The organism is Saccharopolyspora sp., assembly GCF_017434145.1.
Taxonomy (GTDB): domain Bacteria; phylum Actinomycetota; class Actinomycetes; order Mycobacteriales; family Pseudonocardiaceae; genus Saccharopolyspora_C; species Saccharopolyspora_C galaxeae.
Genome location: NZ_JAFRFW010000742.1, coordinates 1 through 7,179 on the forward strand (window position 1 = coordinate 1; position 7,179 = coordinate 7,179).

The window sequence follows — 7,179 nt, forward strand, 5'->3', positions numbered from 1 at the left end:
CCAGCGCGGTGACCGCACCGGCCAGCGCGGCTCCGGCCGCTGCGGGTTCGACGTGCGCACCGGTCCAGGCCGCCACGGCGGGATCTCGCTCGTTCCACCGTCGCAGCTGGTCGACGAGCGGCTGCTGATCGGGGCGCGCGGCGGCGAACACCCGCACCACCGGTTCCAGCGCCGCGCGCGCGTTGGCCACGGTGTCCGGCGGCGCTGCGTAGCCCGGCAGCGGTGACCCGAAGATCAGCAGGTAGCGGTGCGGTTGTTCGCGCGCCCACGCCCGGTACGCGCGTCCGAGCCGCAACAACCGGGCGCGCGGCGGCGAATCCGGCTCGGCAGGGGCGGACACGGCCGCGGCCAAGTCGTCGTAGGCGTCCCGGACCAGCGCGCTGATCAGCTCGTCCCGCCCGGCGTAGTACCGGTAGAGCGCGGGCCCGGACAGGCCGAGTTCCTTGGCTATCCGGGTCAGCGCGATCGCGCCGATCCCGCCTTCGGACAGCTGCCGCAGGGCGATCGCCTTGATCTCGCCCCTGGTCTGCTCGCGGAACCGGTCCCGCGGTGTCGTCGCGCCCTCGGCCACAGATGTTCCTCCTTGCCACGTTCCGCGACCTAGTCTAGCTTTAGTTACGGCCCATAACTAACGCGACACACCATAACGAGGAGCATCCATGCCGCAGCAGCTGCACGTCGTGCTGGGAGCGGGCCCGGCCGGAACGGCGCTGGCCCGCGAACTCGCCCGCCGCGGTCACCACGTCCGCCTGGTCAACCGCAGCGGCGCAGGCCCGGACGCCGAAGGGGTCGAGCGGGCGCGCGCGGACGTGCTCAACGCCGCCGAGCTGCGGACCGCCGTGCACGGCGCGGACGTCGTGCACCACTGCGTCAACGTCGATTACTACCGGCAGGTCGAAGTGCTGCCGAAGGTCCAGGACGCGGTGCTGGCGGCCGCGGCCGAAGCGGACGCGCGACTCGTCGTGCTGGACACGCTCTACCCGTACGGCGAAACGGGCGGGGCGGTGATGACCGAGCGCACCCCGATGACCGCGACCACCCGCAAGGGCCGGATGCGCGCCGAACTGGACGAGAACTACCTCGCCGCGCACCGCTCGGGCCGGGTCCGGGTCGCGCTGGGCCGGTCAGCGGACTTCTTCGGCCCCCGCGTGTTCAACTCGACGCTCGGGGCGACCGCGTTCCCGCCCGCGCTCACCGGCGACCGGGTGCTGGGCTTCGGGGACCTCGACCTGCTGCACAGCTACACCTTCATCGACGACGTCGCCGCGGGCCTCGCCGTGCTCGGCGAGCACCCGGAATCGGACGGGCAGGTCTGGCACCTGCCCACCGCACCGGCGAGCACGACGCGGGAGGTGCACGAGATCATCGGCAAGCTCGCGGGCCGCCCGCTCGACGTCCACGTGCTGCGCGAGCCCGAACCGTTCGGACCGTTCGACGAGGTCTTCATGGGCGAGTACGCCGAGCTGTTCTACCAGCACACCGAGCACCAGGTGATGGATTCGCAAGCGTTCGAGCGGACCTTCGGCACGCGACCGACCCCGCTGGTGACCGCGCTGGAGACCACGCTCGACTGGTTCCGCACGGCGATTTCCCGCTGACGGCGCCGATTTCCCGGCACGCCCTCAGAGCCAGTCGCGCCGCTTGAACACCACGTACAGCAGCACGCAGACGACGATCATCAGCCCGACCGCCATCGGGTAGCCGAAGCTCCAGTGCAGTTCGGGCATGGCGTCGAAGTTCATCCCGTAGACGGTGCCGACCAGCGTCGGCGCGAACAGGATCGCCGCCCACGAGGAGATGCTCTTGACCTGCTCGCTCTGCGCGTAACTGGCCTCGGTGAGGCTCTTCATCTTCTCGTTCTGCTCCTGGGTGACCAGCGTGGCGTTGACCGACAGGATGTCGGAGATCATCTGCCGGAAGCCGCCGACCCGCTCGGCGACCGTGGTCGCGTGGTCGGTCACGTCCCGCAAGCGGCGGTGCAGTTCCGCGTCGGCGTCGCGCTCGGCGTAGTTCGCGCCGACTTCCTCCAGGATTCCCAGCAGCGGGCTGGTGGCCCGCTGCAGCTCGATGACTTCGCGGGAGAGCTGGTAGGTGCGCCGGGATGCGTTCGGGTCACCACCGAACACCTGCGTTTCGATCTCGTCGATGTCGTGCTGCACGCCTTCCACCACCGGCGCGTAGTCGTCGACCACGGCGTCCAGCACGGCGTAGAGCACCGCGTGCGGCCCGCGGCGCAACAGCTCCGGCGCTGCTTCCATGCGGTCGCGCACCGCGGCCAGGTCCGGAGAGCGGCCGTGCCGCACGGTGAGCACGAAGTCCGGGCCAATGAACAGGTGCAGCTCGCCGAGTTCGACCTGCTCGGTCTCGTCCAGGTAGCGCGCGGGCCGCAGCACCACGAACAGCGTTTCGTCGTAGCGTTCCACCTTGGGCCGCTGGTGGGCCAGGATGGCGTCTTCGACGGCGAGTTCGTGCAGCCCGAACTCCTCGGCCGCGGCCTGCAGTTCCTCGGCGCTGGGGCGGTAGAGCCCGACCCAGGCCATCGCGCCGTCCTCGTCCGCCAGCGCGCGACTGGTCTCGGCCAGCGACTCCGGCGAGCGCGCGCGCCGGCCGTCGACGTAGATCGCGGTGCCGACCAGCCGTTCGTCCGGCGACGCCTGTTCGACGCGGGCGCCGTGCCCGGCCTGCTCGCCCGCTCCCTCGCTGCGCGCCCCCGGAAGCCGCGGGCCTTGCTGTGCCATCCGGTGATGCCCTCCCTGCGTGTCCGGCACGCCACCCTAACCGCGCCGGGTACGCGGTTTCCGAGCCAGTCGACGCAGATCGCACCCGGAGTGAACGGCCCGCCGGTCCCAATAGATTGGACGAACAGGCCGTTCACTCCGCGATCAGGGGCACTCGGCCGACACACGCGGGCGCCGCTCGATCCGCGCACTCATACCGGAGTGAACGGACCGTTGGTCCCAATAGATTGGGCGAACAGGCCGTTCGCTCCAGGCTCGTGGCAGTGGGAGGGTCAGTGGCAGGGCGGTGCGGGAACGTCCAATGTGGGGTTGCGGTCGAAGAATCCGTTGGGCTTCAACGTGAATCCGCAGGTGTCGATCGGCATCACCGGCCAGTCCTCGGTGCGCGGGAAGTGCGTCGTGCCGAAGGTGTGCCACAGCACCAGATCGGCACCGTCGATCGATTCGCCCGCGGCGACGTACTCGGGAACCCCGGCACCGCCCGCGTTCTGGTTGACGTGCTCACCCGCGGGCCAGCGCTGTCCGTCCCGGTACCGCGACACCCACAGGTGCTTGGTCGCGAACACCGCCCGGCGCGCGTTCGGGGAGTCGTCATCGGCCAGCAGCGTCGGCTGCCCCTGCGGATGCAGCACGTAGCCGACCGGTCGGCCGAGCCGGTTGGTGACTTCCGGGTTCGTCACCCGCCAGCTCCGCGCGACCGAATTGTCGGCCAACCGCCCGGATTCCGTCTCCAGCCGGGTCGAGGTGCGGGTGAATCCGTTGCCGTGCGGGTTCTCCGCGCCCATCGGCACCCGCCGCACCTCGACCTCGTCGACGGCGTTGCGCAGCCCGTCCACCATCCTGTCCAGCCGCGCGCCGAACAGGTGCTGGTGGAACGGCGCCCCGAGGCCCGGCGCGAGCTCGCTCGCCCACGGATACCCGCCGTCCGGGTACGCAGCCCCCGGGTCCGCAGTCCCCGGGTAAGCGGAGGTGAACACGACACCGGTCGACTTGACCTCCAACTGGATCGTGCCGTCCAGGTAGAGGTACCAGTAGAAGCCGTAGTCGTAGTTGCCGATGGTGGCGAAGAAGGAGATGACCAGCCTGCGCTGCCGCCGCGCCTGCTTGGAACCGGTGAAGATGTCGGTGTGCTTCCACAGCAGCCCGGCGTCCTCCTCGTGCAGGCAGATCGCGTTGTCGACGGTCAGCGGTTCGCCGTGGTCGTCGGCGACGGTGACGTCGAAGTAGCGGATCTCGCCGAGGCAGTCGCAGCCCAGCCGCAGCGAGTTCACCTGCTTGCCGAGCAGGTACTCCCCGGCGTCGAAGTAGCTCTGCCAGAACCGCACCGGGCCCGGATCGCCGTAGGGCACGACCATCTCGGCGATCGACGCGCGGTGCACGATCGGCCGCAGCCGGTCCCCGTCCCGGTAGTGGATCTGGTGCAGCACCAAGCCTTCGCGGGCGTCGAAGCCGATCCGGAACCGCCAGTCGTGCCAGCTGACCGCATCGCCGGAGACGGTGAAGCTGGGTCCTTCCGGCTGGCTGATCTCGATCGGCCGCAAGTCGGTGCGGGCCGGCCCGGTCTGCTCCGGATCGTCGAAATTCCCCTCCTCGGCGGGGATCGGCACGAGCGCGTGGTCGATCACGTCGAGGACCTTGCGCTCGATCAGGTCCACGTAGGCGACCAGGCCGTCGATCGGGTGCGCCCACGGGTGATCCTCCGGGCGGTGCTGCAGGAAGCTGAGCACGCGCACCATCCGGCGGCCTTGCTCGCCGGGGATGTCGAACACGCCCGCGGACAGCGGGCAGGCGCGCACCTGCGCGGTGTCGGTGATGCCGCGCCGGGCCAGCGCGTAGGTCCACCGCTCGTCGGCGGCGACGATCTCGCCGACACCTGCGAGGTCCTCGCCGAGGATCGGCGGCTGCCCTTCGGCGACCACGTCCACCTCGCGCAGCGATTCCACCGCGCGATCCGGCAGCGACACCACGGCGTCGGTGACCCGGCCGGTGCCGGTCTCCAGCAGCAGCGCCTTGACGCGGCGCGGTACCGGGTCGCCGTCCCGGAACGCCAGCACGTCGGCCTTCGGCGGTTCCTCCAGGCCGAGGTAGGCGAAGCGGGTCGATGCTCCGGCGGCTCCGGTTTCGCGCAGGACCTCGCGGGCGGTGCGGATTTCTGCCGGTTGCAGGCGGTCGAGCGGATGTGCCGGTGCTTGCTCGGCTGCTCGCGTCGTCATCATCGTGCTCCTCGTCGAGCCCGTGGTCGAGTGCCGCGGATCGGGTCGCGGGCGCCGACGGGATCACCGCGGAACGACAGACACCTGGACCGCCCCGTGGCCCAGTTCACGACGATTACGCTACGGAGAAGCGCGCGGAGCTGGCAAGGAGCGTCACCGGTACGCGCAGCACGGGTGTTCGGCTGCTCAGCGTGCGGCCGCGACCTCGGGTTCCGGCGCGCGCTGCGGCTCGGCGGCGCTGCCCTGCCGCTGCGCCAGCACCGCGCACACGATCAGCTGCGTCAGGTGGTAGAGCATCACCGGCAGCACGACCAGCCCGACCATGGTGCTGGGGAACAGCACGTTCGCGATGGGCAACCCGGTGGCGAGGCTCTTGACCGAGCCGCAGAACACGATCGCCTTCTCGTCGCCGCGGTCGAACCCGAGCACGCGGGCGGCTCCCCTGGTGATCAGCAGCACCGCGGTCAGCAGCACCGCGATCACCGCGAACAGCGCCGCGAGCTGGAGCACGCCGATCTGCTGCCAGATACCGCCCGCCATGCTCTTGCTGAACGCGACGTAGACGATCAGCAGGATGGAGCCGCGGTCGTAGTAGCTCAGCACCTTCTTGTGCCGCTCGATCCCGTCGCCGATCCAGCGCCGCGACAGGTGTCCCACCACGAACGGCAGCAGCAGCTGGAAGACCAGACTCAGCACCGAGCTCGCGGAGATCCCGCCGCCGTCGCCACCCATCAGCAGCGCGACGAGCAACGGTGTGAGCGCGATACCGGCCATGTTGGACAGCGACGCCGAGCAGATCGCGGACGCCACGTTTCCGCCCGCTGTGGCGGTGAAAGCGATCGAAGACTGCACAGTGGACGGAAGCGTGCACAGGAACAGCACACCGCTGTAGAGCGCGGGCGTGAGCACCACCGGAACCAGCAGGTTCGCGCCGAGCCCGAGCAGCGGGAACAGTGCGAAGGTGCACAGGAACACCACGACGTGCAGCCGCCAGTGCTTGAGTCCATCGAGGACGGCGCGGGATGAAAGCCGCGCGCCGTAGAGGAAGAACAGCCCGGCGATGGCCACGTCGGTGACGCCGTCGGCGACGGTCGCGCCCGCACCGCTGGCGGGCACCAGCGCGGCGACGCCGACGGTGGCCAGCAAGGCGAGGACGTAGGGATCGGGGCGCAGACGGCGCAGCAGCGTGCTCATGTGCCTTCCTCACCGGACGGGTTGACTCGCCGCGAGTCTCAGCCACCGCTCGGTTGGCTGTGAACCACGATTTCCGTGGTGACGGTTATCGCGAAGCGCGATAACGTGGCCGTCGATGTTCCCTCCGGCCCTGCTCAGGACGTTCCTCGTGGTGGCGCAGACGCGGAGTTTCACCCAGGCCGCGCAGCGGCTCGGTGTGCGGCAATCCACAGTCAGCCAGCACGTCCGCAAGCTCGAGCAGGTCGCGTCCCGGCGGCTGTTCACCCGCAGCACGCACGCCGTCGCGCTCACCGCCGACGGCGAGGCGATGGTGGGTTTCGCGCGCAGCATCCTCGCGGCCAACGAGCGCGCGACGAGCTACTTCGCCGGTTCCGAACTGCGCGGGCGGTTGCGCTTCGGCGCCTCGGAGGACTTCGTGCTGTCCAAGCTGCCGGAGATCCTGGCCGAGTTCCGGCGTTCGCACCGGCTGGTCGACCTGGAGCTGACCGTCGGGATGAGCGGCACGCTGCACGAGCAGCTGCACAACGACGAGCTCGACCTCGTCTTCGGCAAGCGCCGCCCCGGGCAGTCGGTTGGCAGGCTGGTGTGGCGGGAACCGCTGGTGTGGATCGGGCGCGAGGATCTGTCGCTGGATCCGGGCGAGCCGGTGCCGCTGATCCTGTACCCGCCGCCGAGCATCACGCGCGCGCAGGCGCTGGAAACGCTGGAACGGCAGGGGCTTTCGTGGCGGATCACGTGCACCAGCGGGAGCTTCAGCGGATTGCGCGCCGCGGCACTGGCCGGGCTGGGGGTCGCGGTGCACGCTCGCAGCCTGGTGCCGGAAGGATTGCGCCAGCTCCCCGCGCACGCCCGGCTTCCCGATCCGGGAGAGGTCGAATTCGTGCTGCTGGGTGGTGACGGCACGGACGAAGGGCCCGCCGCGGCGCTTACCGCAGCCATCCTGGACAACAGCGACCGGCTGCACTGAATCCGGCCGGTGCTCCGCAATACCTCGCCGCGCGAGGCACCAGCAGCGCCGTGCTCCGCACCCGACC

Annotated in this window: 6 protein-coding genes; 2 read left to right on the top strand and 4 right to left on the bottom strand. The window is 70.3% G+C overall.

The window, feature by feature from the left end; all coding sequences use genetic code 11:
• Positions 1-571, bottom strand: a 571-nt coding sequence (locus IJH84_RS20215; protein WP_295147567.1) for a TetR/AcrR family transcriptional regulator, incomplete at its 3' end; no start/stop codon positions are given.
• Between the two features lie 88 nt (positions 572-659).
• Between IJH84_RS20215 and IJH84_RS20220 the strand changes: the two genes are divergently transcribed.
• Positions 660-1,598 carry an NAD-dependent epimerase/dehydratase family protein gene (locus IJH84_RS20220; RefSeq protein ID WP_295147570.1) on the top strand — a complete coding sequence of 313 codons (939 nt, stop codon included), beginning with the start codon at positions 660-662 and terminating at the stop codon, positions 1,596-1,598.
• 24 nt (positions 1,599-1,622) lie between these two features.
• Here IJH84_RS20220 and IJH84_RS20225 read toward each other — a convergent pair whose 3' ends face one another.
• From IJH84_RS20225 to IJH84_RS20235, 3 genes are all read right to left on the bottom strand, one after another.
• Positions 1,623-2,738 (bottom strand): magnesium and cobalt transport protein CorA, encoded by a 1,116-nt coding sequence (locus IJH84_RS20225; protein ID WP_295147573.1) that lies wholly within the window; start codon positions 2,736-2,738, stop codon positions 1,623-1,625.
• 272 nt (positions 2,739-3,010) lie between these two features.
• Entirely contained in the window at positions 3,011-4,951 is a 1,941-nt protein-coding gene (locus IJH84_RS20230; RefSeq protein ID WP_295147576.1) for a primary-amine oxidase, read from the bottom strand.
• A 186-nt stretch (positions 4,952-5,137) separates the two neighbouring features.
• Positions 5,138-6,145 carry a bile acid:sodium symporter family protein gene (locus tag IJH84_RS20235; RefSeq protein ID WP_295147579.1) on the bottom strand — a complete coding sequence of 336 codons (1,008 nt, stop codon included), beginning with the start codon at positions 6,143-6,145 and terminating at the stop codon, positions 5,138-5,140.
• Positions 6,146-6,260: 115 nt separating this feature from the next.
• Here IJH84_RS20235 and IJH84_RS20240 point away from each other — a divergent pair, with 115 nt between their 5' ends.
• On the top strand, positions 6,261-7,112 hold the full coding sequence (locus IJH84_RS20240; protein ID WP_295147582.1) for a LysR substrate-binding domain-containing protein: 852 nt from the start codon (positions 6,261-6,263) through the stop codon (positions 7,110-7,112).
• Positions 7,113-7,179: the final 67 nt, after the last annotated feature.

Excerpts from the sequence above, each read along its gene's own strand:
- IJH84_RS20220 (WP_295147570.1), top strand. The coding sequence starts at position 660 with ATGCCGCAGCAGCTGCACGTCGTGCTGGGAGCGGGCCCGGCCGGAACG.
- IJH84_RS20225 (WP_295147573.1), bottom strand. The coding sequence starts at position 2,738 with ATGGCACAGCAAGGCCCGCGGCTTCCGGGGGCGCGCAGCGAGGGAGCG.
- IJH84_RS20230 (WP_295147576.1), bottom strand. The coding sequence starts at position 4,951 with ATGACGACGCGAGCAGCCGAGCAAGCACCGGCACATCCGCTCGACCGC.
- IJH84_RS20235 (WP_295147579.1), bottom strand. The coding sequence starts at position 6,145 with ATGAGCACGCTGCTGCGCCGTCTGCGCCCCGATCCCTACGTCCTCGCC.
- IJH84_RS20240 (WP_295147582.1), top strand. The coding sequence starts at position 6,261 with ATGTTCCCTCCGGCCCTGCTCAGGACGTTCCTCGTGGTGGCGCAGACG.